Below are 16,121 nucleotides of genomic sequence, written 5' to 3' on the forward strand. Positions count from 1 at the left end.
TGACCGCGCTCGCGGCTCTAGACTGCGGGCATGCGCATCGTTGTTCCCGGATCCGACATGCTGCGGCGCGCCAGCTGGGCGCTGCCGCTGCTGCTGGCGCTCGCCTTCGCGGGGTCGGTGGCGGGATGGCTGCGCCACAGCGACGCCCGCGACCTCGAAGAAGAGCGGCTCACGCTGATTGCCGACACGCTCACCCTGGAGGCCCGCATCAGCGACTGGCTGACCGCCGAACATGCGGTGGTGGACCGCCTCGGCTTGCAGCTGCCCGCCCGGGTGGACGACCAGTCCCTGCTGAATCATCCCGACGTGGCGGAAGGCCTGCGCCGTCTGTGGGTCGGCGTGACGGTCCTGGACGCCAACAACCGGGTGGTGGCCCATGTGCCGCATTTCGTGCCGCAGGTGGCGCCGCCCCGCGAGCGCACCGGCGTAAGCCTCGACGACGGCGGGGTGACCGCCCACTGGAGTGCGGACCGCCCTGGCGGTGGCCGTTTGATCGTCCGCTTCGCACCGACCGCACTGCTGCGCCAGACCCTGCCATGGTGGCTGGCCCAGAAATACGACGTCCGCCTGGTGGATGCCCTGGGCCAGCGGCTGGCGCAGACCGGCAGCGACGAGATTCCTGCCGGCACCCAAACCTATCGCATCAGCATGGATCCGGCCATGCGCGAGACGTGGCTGGAGCTCAACACCCGCGAGAAACATGTGCCGTGGTGGACCACCCTGGCCGGTCCGCTGATGGGCGTCTTCATCGTGCTCTCGGCCCTGGCCAGCGTGATGCTGCGACGCCAGATGCGCGAAGTGCGGCGCGCGGAAGGCGAGGCGCGCACCGAAGCCGCCTGGCGCCGGGCGGTGGAAGATTCACTGACCGTCGGCTTGCGCGGGCGGGACCTGGAAGGACGGGTGACCCACGTCAATCGCGCCTTCTGCGACCTGGTGGGCTACAGCGCGGAGGAGCTGCTGGGCAGCCTGCCACCGATGCCGTACTGGCTGCCCGACGACATGGAGGACAGCCTGCGCCGCCATCGCCGCAACATGGCCGGCGGTGCGCCGCGGGAAGGCTATGAAGCCCGCTGGCTGCGCAGCGACGGACGCATCGTCGAGGTGATGATTTTTGAAGCGCCGCTGGTGGACGCCGCCGGGCGCCAGATCGGCTGGATGGGCTCCATTGTCGACATCAGCGCCCGCAAGCTGGCGGAGGAGCGGGAGCGCCGTCAGACCGAAGCTCTGGCCCATCAGGCGCGGTTGAGCACCCTGGGCGAGGTGGCCTCCGCGCTGGCCCATCAGCTGAACCAGCCGCTGGCGGCCATCACCGGCTACAACGCGGGTGCCCTGCGCATCCTGGAGCGCAGTGGTCCGCCCGACGACATGGTGATGGAAGCGCTGCGGCGCCTCGGCGAGCAGGCGGCGGAGGCCGGGCGCATCGTGCAGCGCATCCGTGCCTTCCTGACGCGGCGCGCCCCTCAGCCGGAGGTGTGCGCCATGGCGGACATCGTCGCGCGCGTGCTGGCGCTGCTCAAGCGCGACCTGCGCAGCCTGCGGGTGGAGCCGGCGCTACCCGCCGACCTGCCGGCCGTGAATGCGGATGCCGTGCTGATCGAGCAGGTGCTGATCAACCTGATCCGCAATGCCGCCGATGAACTGCTGGCACGCCCGACGCCGGGTCAACGGCCGCATATCCGAATCAGCGCGGCGCTGGTGGGCCAGCGCTTCATGCGGGTGGATGTGGACGACAACGGACCGGGGCTGCAGGGCCGCGGCATCGAGCAGCTGACGACGGCCTTCTATTCGACCAAACCCGAGGGCATGGGCATGGGACTGGCGATCTGCCGCTCGGTGATCGAGGCCCATCATGGCGGCATGGAGGCGGGCCTGAGTGACCTGGGGGGTGCGCGCCTGAGCTTCACCGTGCCGCTGGCGGAGGTGTCGGCGCTGCGGGCTGCCTCCATTCCCACGGCCGCCCCTGGGGCCATTTCCACGCTCACCTCCACGGCCACCCCCACGGCCACCCCCACGGCCACCGCGACCGCTCAAGAAGCAAATCGCGACACGCGACAGGAGAATCCACAATGACGGACCTGGCCTCCACCGTGCACCTGGTGGACGACGAAGCTGCCGTGCGCGACGCACTGGCCTTCCTGATGCGCTCTCACGGCCTGAAAGTGAGCACCCATGCCAGCGGCCCCGAGTTGCTCGCGGCGTTGGACAAGGAGCCGGACCCGATGGGCTGCATCGTGCTGGACGTGCGGATGGAGCCGCTGTCCGGTCTGCAGGTGCAGGACGAACTGATGCGCCGGGGCGTGAAGCTGCCGGTCATCTTCCTGAGCGGACACGGGGACATTCCGATGGCCGTCGATGCCATGCAGAAGGGCGCGATCGACTTTGTCGAGAAGCCGTTCAATGACCAGGCGCTGGTGAACAAGGTGCAGCGGGCCTTGGCGCTGGACACCCACCGTCATCGTGAAGCGGTCGCGCATGCCGATGCGGCCGGACGCCTGGCCAGCCTGACCGACCGCGAGCGCGAGGTGGCGCTGAGGGTGGCCGCCGGCAAACTGAACAAGCAGGTGGCGGATGAACTGGGCATCGCCATCCGCACGGTCGAAGTGCACCGTGCGCGTGCCTTCACCAAGCTGGGGCTGCGCTCCGCGGCGGAACTGGCGACGCTGCTGGAGCGCTTCGAGCTGAAGTGATGTGGCCTGACGCGAGGTGGCGTGAGGCGGCGTGAGGTGGCCTGAAGTGAAGGGACGCAGCAAGGGCCTCTTCAGTGCCCGTTCCAGTACGTGTCAGACGCCTCGCACCACCAGGGACACATTGCTCCCGCCAAAGGCAAACGAGTTGGACACGATGGCCCGTCCCGGTGCCAGCTCCCGCGGCGAGCCCTCGATGAGATCGGTGATCTCGCGCAGCGGGCTGCTGCGTACATGGGCGCTGACCGGCAGCCGGCCGCGACGCAGGGCCTGGACACAAGCGACCAGCTCCAGCGCACCGCCCGCGCCGATCAGGTGGCCATGCAGCGCCTTGGTGGCACTGACCGGCACGCCGCGCGGACCGAACACCCGCGCCAGGCTTTCCGCCTCCACCGCATCACCCACTTCGGTCGCGGTGCCATGAGCGTTCACATACCCGATCTGGTCCGGCCTCAGTCCCGCATCGGCCAGGGCGGCGCGCAGCGCGCGTTCCTGCCCATCCGCATCCGGACGCGACAGATGCACCGCATCCACGCTATGCCCATAACCGGCCAGCACGGCAAGCGCCGACGCGCCGCGTGCGCGGGCGTGGGACGCCGTCTCCAGCACCAGCGCCGCCGCACCTTCGCCCAGCACCAGTCCACGACGCTGGTCGTCGAAGGGACGGCAGCTCTGGGACGGGTCGTCCGCATCCGGCGGCGCCATCACGCCCATGGCCTGCCAGGCCATCACCGAGCCCAAATTCAGCATCGCTTCCGAGCCGCCCGCCAGCACCACATCGGCCCGGCCCTGCCGCATCATCAGCAGCGCTTCGCCCAGCGCCTGGGCCGACGAGGCGCAGGCGTTGGAGACGTTCAGCATCGCGGCCCGCAGCTGATAGCGCATCGCCAGATGCGAGGCCGCCGAGTTGCTCATCACCCGCACCACCGTGTAGGGATGCACCCGCGGCGTCGGTTTCGTCAGCACCTCCGTATAGGACTGCTGCAAGGCGTTGGAGCCGCCCAGCCCAGTCCCCCAGGCCACCGCCGACCGGTCCGGCTGTTGCGCAAGGGTCGGCAGGCCCGCCTGTCCCCACGCCTGTTCGCAGGCCTGCAGCGCCATCAGGCTGTGCCGGTCGTAGAGGTTGCGCTGGGCCGGCGGCATCTCCTGGCCGAGCGGGGTCTCGATCGAGGCCGCCGCAAAAGGCATCAGCCCGCGCGACGGATCGCCCGCGTGCAGCCGCACGCCGGATCGTCCCGATTCCAGGGCGTCGGCGAGGGACTCCACATCCGGGCCGAGCGCACTGCAGGCGCCGATGCCGGTGATCCATATCTCTTCTCCGCTCATGACCATGGTCCTGCCGACGGTGATTCTGATCTCAGGCCGCCACGGCTGCGCCGTGCGCGGCGTCTGCCGGCTTGGCGGCCAACAGTTCGTCCACCAGCGTGGCCAGGCCGGCCAGGGTGGGAGTCTTCATCGCGGCATCGTGATCGATCTGGATCAGGTAGTGGTCTTCCACCGCGAACATGAAATCCACCAGCATCAGGGAATCCAGACCGAGATCGGCGAAGGTGGCCTGACTGTCGAGTTCGCCGTCCTGCAGGCCGAGTTCACGGCAGGCCAGTTGGCGCAGGGATTCAAGCGTGTTGCTCATGGAAAGTCTCCTCGGTGGAATGGTGGCGATGCGCCAAAGGGGTTGGGGAAGCGAGCGGGTGGGGCTGCAGACCTGCAGCCACTGGCACCCGGTTCAGAAGGAAATCGCGGGCCGCATGGGCCACGGCGGTGCGCTCGTTGTCCAGCGTCAGCATGTGATAGCTGTGATGGAACCAATGGATCTCGATCTGGTCCGCACGGGTGCCCAGGCGGCTTTGCAGCTCCTGGACCGAGCGGGGGCCGCTGACGTCGTCCTCGCTGGCATGCAGGATCAGCGTCGGGGCCTGGATCTGCGGCAGGCCGGCCCGCACGAAGCGGATCATCCGGCTGGCCTGGTAGAGCGAGGCGGCGGACAGACTGTCGGCGCCGGCGGCGGAGACGTGGTCCGAGACCATGGCCTGCGCCACCCAGGCGCGCAGACGCTCGTTCTTGATGCCGTAAGGTTCGCGTTCCCGGAAGGACAGCCATTGGCGCAGCGGCGGCACATAGGCCAGCGGCAGCAGGCGGCGCCACGGCGAGACGTTCCAGCCATCGAAGTGCAGGGAGGTGGACACCAGCAGCTGCGCCGCCACCGGTCGGCGCAGGGACACCGCCAGCGCCAGCACCGACCCCATCGACAGTCCGCCGACAATCACCTGCTCATGGCGGGAGGCCAGCGCGTCGAAATGCTTCAGTGCCAGGGCCAGCCAGTCCTCAAAACGGGTGACGGGGGCCTGGCCGCCGGAGGACGCCGCAGTGTCCTTCTCGGCCGAGACGCCGTACCCTGCAAGGGCGGGCGCGTCGACGACATAACCGGCGGTGCGAAGCGTGCGGGCCAGCGGCATCAGCTCCAGCGGATTGGCGCAGAGCCCGTGCAGCAGCAGGACGGCCGGCCGCGAGTCCTTCAGGACGCTCGGGCGGTGGCCTTCGACAGCTTTCAGACCGGCGGTCGTCGGGCCGGCGGCCGGGGAGGGCGGCATACCGGGGGACCCATCGTTCACATCACCCGACGACACGCCGGCTGAAAGCGGAGAATTGGAAGAAGCAACCATGGCCTGCAGTCTGGCGGGGGTCGCTGTTGCGTACTTGTCGCCTAGCTTGCAGAAAGCTGTCCGTGCCGTTGCCCTCAGGTTTCTGCAAGACTCCCCACGGATCGGCGCAAGACACCGGGTTTATGCTCAATACCATGCGCATCCTGTTGGTCGAAGACGATGAATTCCTGGCCGAATCCACGGCCCGGGCCCTCCGCTCCCAGTCCTGGGTGGTGGATGTGACCGGCCGTGGCGAGCCGGTGCCGCTGTCCTTGCGGGAGGACCGGTATGACCTGTTGATCCTCGATATCGGTCTGGCCGGCATCGACGGCTTCGAGACCCTGCGCCGGGTGCGCGCCCAGGGCAGCACCGTGCCGGTGCTGCTGCTCACCGCCCGTGATGCGGTGGAAGACCGGGTGCGGGGGCTGGAAGGCGGGGCGGATGACTATCTGGTCAAGCCTTTCGCCCTGAGCGAGCTGATCGCCCGGGCTCGCGCGCTGGTGCGCCGCAGCCAGGCGCGCTCCGGCAATGAACTTCAACTGGGCTCCCTGCGCATGGACCTGGAAGCCCGCCGCGCCTTTGTGGCGGAAGAGCCGCTGGCCCTGTCCGCCCGTGAATGGGATGTGCTCGGGTTCCTGCTGGCCCGCGCCGGCAAGGTGGTGGCCAAGGAACAGATCGGCTCGGCCAGCAACGGCTGGGAGCAGGGCGTGAGCGACAACGCGATTGAAGTCTGCGTGTCCCGGCTCCGCGCCAAGATCGAACCGGCGGGCCTGCAGCTGCGCACGGTGCGCGGCCTGGGCTATCTGCTGGAAGAAGTGCAGAGCGCGCGCCGATGACGGACCGGTCGCTGCCGCCGTCTCCGCCGCAAGCGCCGATGCCCACCCCGCCGCTGCAACCCGCGCCCCTGCAACCCGCGCCGCCGCAGCCCTCGCCGTCCGAGGGCGCCTCGCCCGAACGAGGCTCCCGGCTCAGTCTCAAGCAGCGCCTGCTGCTGTGGCTGATGGTGCCGGTGCTGGTGGCGGTGCCGGTGGCGGGCGTCGTGCTCTATCGGGTGATGCACGACACCGCCATCTCCTGGCTGGACCAGTCGCTGGGCGACACCGCGCTGGCGGTGGCCAGCCTCATCCACGACCGCGACGGACAGATCTATGTGGATGTCTCCGATCCGACCGACAGCGCCTTGCGCTTTGACCGGACCGACAGCGTCTATTACCTGGTGCTGGATCCGGACGGCCGCGTGCTGCACGGGGATGCGTCACTCAAGGCCCTGAAGCTGCCGCACCGCGCGGCGGGGGAGTGGTACTTCACCATTTCCACGCTCAATGGCGAGGCGCTGCGGGTGGCGGTGCTGGGCTCGGCCTGCCGCTTTGCCCAGTCCTGCCAGATTGTGGTGGCCGAGACGCTGCACAAGCGGGACGCCCTGCAGCGGCAGCTGCTGGCGGTGGTCAGCCTGCTGATCGGCGGCATGGCGGTGCTGCTGGCGGCGGCCGGCTGGTGGGCGACCCACCAGGGCCTGCGCCCGCTGGCGCGGCTGAGTGCCGAGCTGGAACGCCGCGACCTGGCCCGGCTGGAGCCGCTCGCTGCCGAAGTGCCGGGGGAACTGCGCCCGCTGATCGCCGCCTTCAACCGGCTGTTCGAGCGGCTGCGCCGAGCGTCATCCGCCCAGCAGGACTTTCTGGCCAATGCCGCCCACCAGCTGCGCACGCCGCTCACGTCGCTGCGCACCGAAATCGATCTGGCGCTGCTGGAGCCGCATGATCCGCAGGTGGAGCCGCTGCTCAAGCGCCTGCAGAAATCAGTGGACCGCAGTGCGCGCCTGGCGCAGCAGATGCTGTCCATCGCCCGAGCCGAAGCCGAAACGCAGCAGCGAGAAGTGCCGCTGGACCTGCGCGACATCGCGGCGCAGGTGGCGGAAGACTGGGTGCCGCGCACCCTGGAAACCGGCATGGACCTGGGCTTTGAGCTGAGCGACGCGCCGGTGCTGGGTCAAGGCTTCCTGCTGCGGGAGCTGCTGGAGAACCTGCTGCACAACAGCCTGAATTACGCCGGCACCGATGCCCGCATCACCGTGCGGACGGGCTCCCGGGATGCGTGGGCATTCCTGGAAGTGGAAGACAACGGCCCCGGCATCCCGCCGGAGGACCGCGCCCGCGCGGTGCAGCGCTTTCAGCGCGGCAGTGAAGCCAAGGCCACCGGCAGCGGGCTGGGACTGGCCATTGCAGTGGACATCGCCCAGCGGCATGGTGGCCGGCTGGAGCTGCTGGATGCCACCTCCGGCCAGGGACTGCGAGTGCGGTTGAGTGTGCCGCAACGGCGCGTCGCGGACGCCTGAGCCGAGGCAGGGGCGAGGGGGGGCGGCGTGATGGGCGCGTGAGCGGCGATGGTGTGCCGCCCGGCGCCGACCCTCAGGCCGCGCTCAGCACGGCCAGCTTCGCGCCATTCGGCGCGATCGCCTGATCTTCCGGCGACTGGCCCTTCTCGGCATCGCAGGTGGCAATCAGCTGCTTCTGCCACACGGTGTGACGGGCAAACAGCTCCGCCACCCAGTCCACGAACACCCGCAGCTTGGTGCTCAGATGCCGGTTGGGCGGATACACCACATACAGCGGCAGCGGATCGGACTCCCAGTCGCAGAGGAAGGGCACCAGCTCGCCCGCGTCAATGTGCGGCTTGACCATGAAGTAAGGCGCCTGGATCACGCCCAGTCCGGTCAGGCCGGCCGTCATGTAGGCATTGCCGTCATTCACCGACACCTGATAGCGGCCATACACCTCATACCGCTGGCCGTTCTTGCTGTAGTCGAACGGGAATCGCTTGCCGGTGCGGGCGGAGAAATAGCTGACGACGAAATGCTGGTCGGACTCCAGGTCCAGCGGATGCTGCGGAATGCCGTGGCGCCGGATGTATTCCGGTGAAGCGCAGCAGCCGTAGCTCCAGTCGCCAATGCGGCGGGCCACCAGCGACTGATCGGTGATTTCACCGCCGCGCACCACGCAGTCGATGTTGTCACTGATCAGATCGACCGGACGGTCGGAAACGCCCAGGTCGATCTGAATGTCCGGATGCTTTGCATAAAACTCCGGAAGTGCGGGAATGATCAACATCCGCGCCACAGACGACGCCACATCCACCCGGATCCGCCCGCGCGGCGCGGCGCGTGCATGGGAGACGGAGCCTTCCAGCTCTTCGATGTCGGACAGCAGCCGCGTCACACGGTCGTAATACGCGGCGCCATCGGGCGTCACGCTCACACGCCGGGTGGTGCGATTGAGCAGCTTCACCTTGAGGTGGTCTTCCAGCGACTGGATCAGCCGGGTGACCGCCGTCTTCGGCAGGTCCAGCGATTCCGCCGCCTTGGTGAAGGTGCCGGCTTCCACGACGCGGGCAAAAGCCTGCATGGCATTGAGCTTGTCCATCTGCGTTCCTCTTCCAATCTCTGCTGCAGCGATCCGCGCGTCTGTTGAGCCTGCGCGCGCGTGAGGTCGCCATCCTGCCCGCGTCATTGTTTCGCCGGCGAAATATTGATTCGCGTCGGCAGCCGTTTATCTCGGCGGGCTGAATCTCTAAATTTCGCTGCATTGCAACATGTTTGCCTGCCCCTTGTCTGCGCAGGCCTTTGCTGTCTGCACAGCCTTTCAAGCAATTCGCCCTGTTTCCACGCTCTTTCCTCGCTGTTTCACTTTTTCACCCACCAGGATTCTTCGGTCATGGACGCCCTGCCGCTCACCGCTTGTCACGACGATCTGCTGCCCGCCGGCGACGGTGTGATGCCGGTGCGTGTCTACAAGGCTGCCAACCGGCGTCCGCAGGCGCCGGTGGTGTTGCATCTGCACGGCGGCGCCTTCACCAGCGGATCGCTGGAAAGCGGTGCCCTGGTGTCGCAGCTGCTGGCCGAGGCCGGTGCGGTGGTGGTGGATGTGGACTATCCCACCGGGGTGGACCAGGTGTTCCCCACCGCGCTCAAGGCCATCGATGCGCTGCTGCAAGGCATCTACAAGTCGCGCAGCCGGCTCTCCGGCCGCGGCAGCCCGGTGCTGGTGGCGGGCGAGGAAGCCGGCGGCAACCTGGCTGCGGCCCTGGCGCTGATGGCGCGGGACCAGGGCCACGGCAAGCTGGCCGGGCAGATCCTGCTGGGCCCGATGCTCAACCCTTGCCTGGGGACCGCCTCGTTGCGCCGCGCGGAAGCGGGCGACGGTGAATGCCGCTGGACCCACGGCTGGCGCGCCTACCTCGGCCAGTGCGAGGACGGCGACCATCCCTACGCCGCGCCGGCCTGCACCCAGCGCCTGTCCGGACTGGCCCCCGCGCTGGTGCTCAGCACCGACGACGATCCGATGCGCGACGAAACCGTCGCCTACGCCCGGGCCCTGCAGCGCGCCGGTGTCGAGGTGCAGCAAAGCATTCTGCCCGGACCCACCGGCTGGCCCGCCAGCCTGATGCGCCTGCCGTCGCGGGAGGTGCTGCAACCGCCCTGGGTGCGCGCACTGCGACAGCGCCTGTTTGATTTTCTCCACACCCTCCCGCCGCTGGGGTCCTCACGCGGCTCACGTCCTCAACCCACCTGAGGGAGCCTGGCGTCCTCTCCCCAGGGACCTGCAGTACGCGTCCCCCCGTCACGGCCGCCGCACCTGAAACGTCTCATCACCATCGTCCCGAACAGTCAGAACCGTTCAGAACAGTCCCGCATCGTCTACGGAGTCACAACAATGAAACACCTGCTCAGCCGCCAGCGTCCGCTGGCCTTGACCGCCACCTCCATCACCGCCATGGCCGCCGTGGTGGCCGCCGCTGTGGTCGGCCTGCACAGCCAGCAGGCGGAAGCCAATCCGCCCGCCGCCGCGCCCCAAGCCATTCCCGTGTCGGTGGCCACCGTCACCAGCCAGGACGTGGCGGCCTGGGAAGAGTTCTCCGGCCGCCTGGAGGCGGTGGAGCGTGTGGATGTGCGCTCCCGCGTGGCCGGCGCGGTGCAGTCGGTGCACTTCCGCGAAGGCTCGCTGGTCAAGGCCGGCGAACTGCTGATCACCATCGACCCGGCGCCGTTCCAGGCGGAAGTGGACCGCGCCGATGCGCAGGTCGTCGCCGCCCAGGCCCGGGTGAGCTATACCAGGAGCGAGCTGGAGCGCTCCAACCGTCTGTGGAGCGAGCACGCCATCGCCCAGCGTGAGCTGGACGAACGCAGCAACGCGGCACGGGAAGCCGAGGCCAACCTGCGCGCGGCCCAGGCCGCACTGCAGTCGGCCCGTCTGAACCTCGGCTACACCCAGGTCCGCGCACCGGTGGCGGGCCGTGTCGGCCGCATCGAAGTCACCCAGGGCAACCTGGTGGCGGCCGGTCCGGGCGCGCCGGTGCTGACGACGCTGGTGTCGGTGAGCCCCATCTACGCCAGCTTCGATGCCGACGAGCGCACCGTGGCCCGCGCCCTCGCCGACCTGCCCGGCGGCGCCGGTGCCCGCAGCCAGCTGGACAAGGTGCCGGTGCAGATCGGCACTGCCGGCACCAGCGACACGCCCTACACCGGCCGTCTGCAACTGGTGGACAACCAGGTGGACGCCCGCAGCGGCACCGTTCGTGTGCGTGCCGTGCTGGACAACAAGGACGGCGCCCTCATGCCCGGTCAGTTCGCCCGCATCCGCCTGGGGCAGTCCAAGAGCCGTCCGGTGCTGCTCGTCAATGAGCGCGCTGTCGGCACCGATCAGAACAAGCGTTTCGTGATGGTCGTGAACAAGGACAACACCCTGGCCTACCGCGAGGTGCAACTCGGCGCGAACGTCGATGGCCTGCGCATCGTCAATGCCGGCCTGCAGGCGAATGAGCGTGTGGTCGTCAACGGTCTGCAGCGGGTGCGCCCCGGCGCCCTGGTGCAGCCGCAGATGGTGCCGATGAACGCCAAGACCGAACTTCAGGCCAAGGACAGCACCGGCAAGGCCGACAAGTCCTGATCTGACAGCCGCCCCCGAGTCCCCACGCATCGCCGCGGACCTCGCGTCCGCCCGATGCGGTGGGCGAGCTTTGGCCGCTGATTTATTCCGCTGTCTAGAAAGACTGCCATGAATCTCTCCAAATTCTTCATCGACCGCCCGATCTTCGCGGGTGTGTTGTCGGTGCTGATCTTCGTCGCGGGCCTGCTGGCGCTGCGGGTGCTGCCGATTTCGGAATATCCGGAAGTGGTGCCGCCGCAGGTCGTGGTGCGGGCCCAGTATCCCGGCGCCAACCCCAAGGTGATTGCCGAAGCGGTGGCCACGCCGCTGGAAGAAGCCATCAACGGCGTGGAAGGCATGCTCTACATGGGCAGCCAGGCCAACACCGACGGCAACATGACGCTGACGGTGACCTTCAAGCTGGGCACCGACCCGGACAAGGCGCAGCAGCTGGTGCAGAACCGGGTGTCGCAGGCCGAGCCGCGCCTGCCCGAGGAAGTGCGCCGACTGGGCCTGACCACCGTCAAGAGCAGTCCCGACCTGACGATGGTGGTGCACTTGCTGTCGCCCAACGACCGCTATGACATGACCTACCTGCGCAACTACGCGGTGCTCAATGTCAAGGACCGCCTGGCGCGTATCGCCGGTGTGGGCCAGGTGCAGCTGTTCGGCTCCGGCGACTATTCGATGCGCGTCTGGCTGGACCCGCAGAAGGTGGCCGAGCATGGCCTGAGCGCCAATGACGTGGTGCAAGCCATCCGCGAGCAGAACGTCCAGGCCGCCGCCGGCGTGGTGGGGGCCTCCCCCGGCCTGCAGGGCATCGACCTGCAGCTGCCGGTGAATGCGCAGGGCCGCCTCAAGAATGAGGAAGAGTTCGGCGACATCATCGTCAAGACCGGCAGCAACGGCCAGGTCACGCGTCTGCGCGATCTGGGCCGCATCGAGCTGGGTGCCGCTGAATATGCGCTGCGCTCGCTGCTGGACAACAAGTCCGCCGTGGCGATCCCCATCTTCCAGGCGCCGGGCTCCAACGCCATCGAAATCTCCAACAACGTGCGGGCCACGATGGCGGAGCTGAAGAAGTCGATGCCCGAAGGCGTGAGCTACGAAATCGTCTATGACCCGACGCAGTTCGTGCGGGCCTCGATCGAATCGGTGGTGCACACGCTGCTGGAAGCCGTCGCCCTGGTGGTGCTGGTGGTGATCCTGTTCCTGCAGACCTGGCGCGCCTCGATCATCCCGCTGCTGGCCGTGCCGGTGTCGATCATCGGCACCTTTGCGGTGATGCATGCCTTCGGCTTCTCGATCAATGCGCTGTCGCTGTTCGGCCTGGTGCTGGCCATCGGTATCGTGGTGGACGACGCCATCGTGGTGGTGGAGAACGTCGAGCGCAACATTGAAGCGGGGTTGAGTCCGCGTGCGGCGACCTACCGTGCAATGAAGGAAGTGTCCGGCCCGATCATCGCGATTGCGCTGGTGCTGGTGGCGGTGTTCGTGCCGCTGGCCTTCATCACCGGCCTGACCGGCCAGTTCTACCGTCAGTTCGCGCTGACCATCGCGATGTCCACCGTGATCTCCGCGGTGAACTCGCTGACCCTGTCGCCGGCCCTGGCCGCCATGCTGCTCAAGGGCCATGACGAACCCAAGGACTGGTTGACCCGTGCGATGGACCGGTTGCTGGGCCGCTTCTTCGGCGGTTTCAACCGCCTGTTCAATCGCGGCGCCAAGGCCTACAGCGGCGGCGTGACGCGGGTGATCGGCCGCAAGGCGGTCATGCTGCTGATCTATGCAGCGCTGGTCGCGGTGACGGTGGGCCTGTTCAAGGTGGTGCCCGGTGGCTTCGTGCCGGCGCAGGACAAGCAGTACCTGATCGGTTTTGCGCAGCTGCCGGACGGTGCCACGCTGGACCGCACGGAAGAGGTGATCCGCCGCATGAGCGACATCGCCACCAAGACCCCCGGCGTGGACCATGCCGTGGCCTTCCCCGGCCTGTCGATCAACGGCTTCACCAACAGCTCCAACTCGGGCATCGTCTTCGCCACCCTCAAGCCGTTTGACGAGCGTACTGGCAAGGGCCTGTCGGCCGGTGAGATCGCGGGCAACCTGAACGGCCAGTTCGCCGGGAAGATCGAAGACGCGTTCGTGGTGATGTTCCCGCCCCCGCCGGTGCAGGGCCTGGGCACGACCGGTGGCTTCAAGCTGCAGCTGGAAGATCGCGGCGGCCTCGGCTACGAAGCGCTGGACGGCGCAGTCAAGGCCTTCATGGCCAAGGCCTCGCAGGCGCCGGAGCTGGCCGGTCTGTTCACCAGCTACCAGGTGAATGTGCCGCAGCTGTATGCCGACCTGGACCGTACCAAGGCCCGTCAGCTGGGCGTGGCGGTGACCGACGTGTTCGACACGATGCAGATCTACCTCGGTAGCCTGTATGTGAACGACTTCAACAAGTTTGGCCGCACCTACACCGTGCGGGTGCAGGCGGACGCACCGTTCCGTGCCCGTGCCGAGGACATCGGCCAGCTCAAGGTGCGGTCGAACTCCGGCGAGATGGTGCCGCTGTCGGCACTGATGAAGATCGAGCCGAGCTTCGGCCCGGAACGCGCGATGCGCTACAACGGCTTCCTGTCCGCTGACATCAACGGTGGCCCGGCCCCCGGTTTCTCGACCGGCCAGGCGCAGGACGCGATTGCACGCATTGCCGCCGAGACGCTGCCCCCGGGCATCAGCTATGAATGGACCGAGCTGACCTATCAGGAAATCCTGGCTGGCAATTCCGCGCTGTGGGTCTTCCCGCTCGCCATCCTGCTGGTGTTCCTGGTGCTGGCGGCCCAGTATGAAAGCCTGTCCTTGCCGGTGGCCATCATCCTGATCGTGCCGATGGGCCTGCTGGCCGCCATGACCGGCGTCTGGCTCAGCCATGGGGACAACAACGTCTTCACCCAGATCGGGTTGATCGTGCTGGTGGGGCTGTCGGCGAAGAACGCGATCCTGATCGTGGAATTCGCCCGGGAGCTGGAGTTTGCGGGGCGCACGCCCTTGCAGGCCGCGATTGAAGCCAGCCGTCTGCGTCTGCGTCCGATCCTGATGACCTCGATGGCCTTCGTGATGGGTGTGCTGCCGCTGGTGCTGGCGCATGGCGCCGGTGCGGAGATGCGCAATGCGATGGGCGTGGCGGTGTTCGCCGGGATGATCGGTGTGACGGCCTTCGGCCTGTTCCTCACGCCGGTGTTCTATGTGCTGATGCGTCGCCTCTCGGGCAACCGTCCGCTGAAGCAGCATGGCGACCATCTGGAAGCCTTTGCCCAGCCGGAGCAGGGGGCGGGCCATGACTTCGGTGCTGGCGCTGGCGCGCATCCGCACCCCGCGGCGCCCCGCCATGAGCATGACTGAGTACGGCCGCTTTGCAGATCAACAAGGATTTCTGCCATGAAACTGATGATGACTACGCTGCTGGCGGCCCTGGTGCTGGCCGGTTGCGCCACGCCGCCGCCGATCGATGAATCGCGCCTGCCGGCGACCCCGGCAGCCTTCAAGACGCTCCAGGGTCCACAGGGCAGTGCCCCGGTGGCCGACGGCCGCTGGGCCGTGGTGCCGCCGTCGGATGCCGAGCCGCGCGGTGACTGGTGGCTCGCTTTCGGCGACGCCCAGCTGAACGACCTGGAGCAGCGGGCGCTGCGCAACAACACCGACCTGCAATCGGCCGCCGCGCGGCTGGCGCAGGCCCGGGCGCTGTCCCGCAGTGCCGATGCCGACCGCCTGCCACAGGTGGGTGCCAATGCCGGGGCTTACCGCGGCACGACGGCCGGGCAGGGACCGGCGGTCACGCCGCTGTACCGGGCCGGACTGACGGCCAGCTGGGAGGCGGACCTGTCCGGCCGCCTGACGCAGGCCAGCCGTGCTGCACGGCTCGACACCCAGGCCCGTGAAGCGCTGCTGCAAAGCACGCGGCTGATGGTGCAGGCGGACGTGGCGCAGACCTATCTGTCGCTGCGCTTCACCGACCAGGAACGGCGGCTGGTGCGTGACACCGTGGCGGCCTATCGCGAGACGCTGGCCTTGACGCAGCGCCGTTATCAGGCCGGCGACGTGGCGGAGCTGGATCTGGCGCGGGTGCAGGCCGAGGTGGCTTCCACCGAAGCCGAAGCCGTGGCGCTGGACCGCCGCCGTGCGCAGCTGGAGAACGCGCTGGCGGTGCTGCTGGGCGAGCCGGCCTCCGGCTTCTCGCTGGCCGAGGCGCAAGACCTGGCCGCGCTGCCGGCGATTCCGGCCGGCCTGCCGAGCGCGGTGCTGGCGCGGCGTCCCGACGTCGCGGCGGCCCAGCGCAGCCTGCTGGCGGCCCAGGCGCGTGTGGGCGTGGCCCAGGCGGCCTGGTTCCCCAGCCTGGCGCTTACGGCTACCGGTGGTTATGCCTCGCCGGAACTGAGCGATGTGTTCAAGTGGTCGGCGCGCGCCTGGTCGGTCGATGCGCTGCTGTCGCTGCCGCTGTTTGACGGCGGCCGTCGCAAGGCGGGTATCGAATCGGCGCAGGCGGGCCTGGACCTGGCGATGGCGGACTATCGCCAGCAGTTGCTGCAGGCGCTGCGTGAAGTGGAAGACAGCCTGAGCGGGCTGCAACTGCTGTCCCGGCAATCGGAGGTGCAGGCGCAGGCGGTGGACGCGGCTTCGCGTGCCACGGCGCTGTCGGACGCCCGCTATCGCAATGGCTTCATCAGCCAGCTGGATCTGCTGGATGCCCGCCGCAGCGAGCTGCGCAACCGCCGTGTGGCGCTGCAGGTGCAGGCCGAGCAGTATCAGGCCACGGTGGGGCTGGTCCGCGCCCTGGGCGGCGGCTGGACGCCGGCCGGCTGATGCCCTGACCCTTCTTGTGCAGGACTCCTGGG

At 68.3% G+C, this 16,121-nt stretch carries 12 protein-coding genes; 8 read left to right on the plus strand and 4 right to left on the minus strand.

Features of this window, described 5'->3' with window-relative positions; all coding sequences use genetic code 11:
* Positions 1-30: 30 nt before the first annotated feature.
* Positions 31-2,070 carry a sensor histidine kinase gene (locus FHS28_RS14685; RefSeq protein ID WP_088451759.1) on the plus strand — a complete coding sequence of 680 codons (2,040 nt, stop codon included), beginning with the start codon at positions 31-33 and terminating at the stop codon, positions 2,068-2,070.
* Positions 2,067-2,687, plus strand: coding sequence for a response regulator transcription factor (locus FHS28_RS14690; RefSeq protein WP_088451761.1), 621 nt, complete (start codon positions 2,067-2,069; stop codon positions 2,685-2,687). Before FHS28_RS14685 ends, FHS28_RS14690 begins: the two co-directional genes overlap by 4 nt.
* Before the next feature lie 93 nt (positions 2,688-2,780).
* Here the strand turns inward: FHS28_RS14690 and FHS28_RS14695 are convergent, their stop codons facing one another.
* The 3 genes from FHS28_RS14695 to FHS28_RS14705 are packed head-to-tail and all read right to left on the minus strand — an operon-like array spanning position 2,781 to position 5,275.
* The gene (locus tag FHS28_RS14695; RefSeq protein WP_184294923.1) at positions 2,781-4,010 is read right to left on the minus strand and encodes a beta-ketoacyl-[acyl-carrier-protein] synthase family protein; all 1,230 of its coding nucleotides are present in this window, start codon (positions 4,008-4,010) and stop codon (positions 2,781-2,783) included.
* Between the two features lie 31 nt (positions 4,011-4,041).
* The gene (locus FHS28_RS14700) at positions 4,042-4,317 is read right to left on the minus strand and encodes an acyl carrier protein (protein ID WP_088451765.1); all 276 of its coding nucleotides are present in this window, start codon (positions 4,315-4,317) and stop codon (positions 4,042-4,044) included.
* Positions 4,301-5,275 carry an alpha/beta hydrolase gene (locus FHS28_RS14705; RefSeq protein WP_184294926.1) on the minus strand — a complete coding sequence of 325 codons (975 nt, stop codon included), beginning with the start codon at positions 5,273-5,275 and terminating at the stop codon, positions 4,301-4,303. The genes FHS28_RS14700 and FHS28_RS14705 overlap by 17 nt, the downstream gene beginning before the upstream one ends.
* Before the next feature lie 206 nt (positions 5,276-5,481).
* Here FHS28_RS14705 and FHS28_RS14710 point away from each other — a divergent pair, with 206 nt between their 5' ends.
* A complete protein-coding gene (locus FHS28_RS14710; protein WP_088452319.1) occupies positions 5,482-6,162 on the plus strand; it encodes a response regulator in 681 nt (226 codons plus the stop codon).
* Positions 6,159-7,658 carry a sensor histidine kinase gene (locus FHS28_RS14715; protein WP_088451769.1) on the plus strand — a complete coding sequence of 500 codons (1,500 nt, stop codon included), beginning with the start codon at positions 6,159-6,161 and terminating at the stop codon, positions 7,656-7,658. Before FHS28_RS14710 ends, FHS28_RS14715 begins: the two co-directional genes overlap by 4 nt.
* Positions 7,659-7,731: 73 nt before the next feature.
* Here FHS28_RS14715 and FHS28_RS14720 read toward each other — a convergent pair whose 3' ends face one another.
* Positions 7,732-8,742: a LysR family transcriptional regulator gene (locus FHS28_RS14720; protein ID WP_088451771.1), complete on the minus strand. Its 1,011-nt coding sequence runs from the start codon at positions 8,740-8,742 to the stop codon at positions 7,732-7,734.
* 291 nt (positions 8,743-9,033) lie between these two features.
* Here FHS28_RS14720 and FHS28_RS14725 point away from each other — a divergent pair, with 291 nt between their 5' ends.
* The 4 genes from FHS28_RS14725 (at position 9,034) to FHS28_RS14740 (ending at position 16,089) form a co-directional block, all read left to right on the plus strand.
* Positions 9,034-9,891: an alpha/beta hydrolase fold domain-containing protein gene (locus tag FHS28_RS14725; protein ID WP_088451773.1), complete on the plus strand. Its 858-nt coding sequence runs from the start codon at positions 9,034-9,036 to the stop codon at positions 9,889-9,891.
* Between the two features lie 141 nt (positions 9,892-10,032).
* Positions 10,033-11,265: an efflux RND transporter periplasmic adaptor subunit gene (locus FHS28_RS14730; RefSeq protein ID WP_088451775.1), complete on the plus strand. Its 1,233-nt coding sequence runs from the start codon at positions 10,033-10,035 to the stop codon at positions 11,263-11,265.
* Positions 11,266-11,373: 108 nt separating this feature from the next.
* A complete protein-coding gene (locus FHS28_RS14735; protein WP_088451777.1) occupies positions 11,374-14,631 on the plus strand; it encodes an efflux RND transporter permease subunit in 3,258 nt (1,085 codons plus the stop codon).
* A 36-nt stretch (positions 14,632-14,667) separates the two neighbouring features.
* Positions 14,668-16,089: an efflux transporter outer membrane subunit gene (locus tag FHS28_RS14740; RefSeq protein WP_088451779.1), complete on the plus strand. Its 1,422-nt coding sequence runs from the start codon at positions 14,668-14,670 to the stop codon at positions 16,087-16,089.
* Positions 16,090-16,121 lie beyond the last annotated feature (32 nt).

Source organism: Roseateles terrae (genome assembly GCF_014192155.1).
GTDB lineage: Bacteria > Pseudomonadota > Gammaproteobacteria > Burkholderiales > Burkholderiaceae_C > Roseateles > Roseateles terrae.